Genomic DNA, 558 nt, shown 5'->3' with positions numbered 1-558 from the left:
GAGTTAGGGAGGCTCGTCACCATCGTCGGCGCCCCGCAAACCGAGGTCGCTCCGATCTCGGACTGCACTGCTCGCCCGTCCGAACCACGGCGCACGAGGGCCGCGATGCTGAATCCGCACCGTCCGCGCGCGCAGCATCCTAACCGTGACGATAACCATGACGAAGCGGCTTCGGGCCCCGCGCCTTTTCCACCCGGCCCCGCCTATCAACGAAATGCAGATTTGTTCGGTCTACTTTCCCACGACGGAGGCAGCGGTCAATGCCGGATTCACTCCCATTACAGGAGCGCATCCAGGTGCGTGCACGCTGCTTGAACTGCCGGCGGAGCAGTACCGTGACGCGCTCCTGCGGGTCAGACAGCACGTCGACGGACTTGGAGCGGAGCGCCATGCCGCACCCTCACGGGCAGCACTCCGCCTCAGGCAAGGCACGGTAAGCTACCAGCAAGCGCGTCGAATCGCCCAAGCCGGGCGGGTCGAAGGCGTCATCATCAACCCCGAGACTGCGGCGATCCTCTGCGACTTCCCTTATGGGATGTCCTTCGCCCTAGAATACGC

Annotated in this window: 1 protein-coding gene; it reads left to right on the top strand. The window is 64.5% G+C overall.

Going from position 1 to position 558, the window contains the following annotated elements; translation table 11 throughout:
* Positions 1-157 precede the first annotated feature (157 nt).
* Positions 158-558: hypothetical protein (locus tag CKO31_RS26620; RefSeq protein ID WP_207148139.1), on the top strand; the 401-nt coding region annotated here is incomplete at its 3' end.

This window comes from Thiohalocapsa halophila (assembly GCF_016583825.1).
Lineage (GTDB): Bacteria > Pseudomonadota > Gammaproteobacteria > Chromatiales > Chromatiaceae > Thiohalocapsa > Thiohalocapsa halophila.
Note: the sequence above shows the minus strand (reverse complement) of the source record. Positions and strands in the feature narration are given on the sequence as shown.